Here is a 687-nt window from a genome sequence, read left to right on the forward strand (position 1 = left end):
CGCGTGCCGGACGCCACTGCCGTGGTGTTCCAGGAGCAGCGCCTGAGCTATGCCGAACTCAATGCCCAGGCCAACCAGCTGGCTCACTATCTGATTGCCCAGGGCGTTGGCCCTGAGGTGCGCGTGGGCTTGGCGGTGGAGCGCGGCCTGCCGATGGTGGTGGCGATTGTGGCCATCCTCAAGGCCGGCGGCGCCTATGTGCCGCTGGACCCGATCTATCCGCAGGAGCGCCTGGCGTTCATGGTCGAGGACAGCGGCATTGCCGTGCTGCTGACCCAGGCTTCGCTGCAAGAACGCTTCCCCGGCGTGCCGGCCTTGCTGCTGGACACCCCGCTGGATGGCTATCCGCAGCACAATCCTGAACAAAACGTGGTGCCGGGCAACCTGGCCTACATCATCTACACCTCCGGTTCGACCGGTAAGCCGAAAGGCGCGCTGCTGGCGCACCACAACGTGGTGCGCCTGTTCGAAGCCACCGAAGCCTGGTTCGATTTCGACCAGACGGATGTGTGGAGCCTGTTCCACTCGTACGCCTTCGACTTCTCGGTCTGGGAAATCTTCGGTGCGCTGCTGTACGGCGGCAAGCTGGTGGTGGTGCCGCAGGACGTGGCGCGTTCGCCGGAAGACTTCCTGCGCCTGCTGGGCCGGGAAGGGGTAACGGTACTGACGGTGCTCAACCAGACGGTG

Annotated in this window: 1 protein-coding gene; it reads left to right on the plus strand. The window is 64.9% G+C overall.

Annotated elements, in window-relative coordinates:
• Window positions 1-687: AMP-binding protein (locus ACQ4N9_RS26500; protein WP_430934119.1), on the plus strand; the 687-nt coding region annotated here is incomplete at both ends.

Source organism: Pseudomonas sp. ES1 (assembly GCF_050586605.1).
Lineage (GTDB): Bacteria > Pseudomonadota > Gammaproteobacteria > Pseudomonadales > Pseudomonadaceae > Aquipseudomonas > Aquipseudomonas sichuanensis.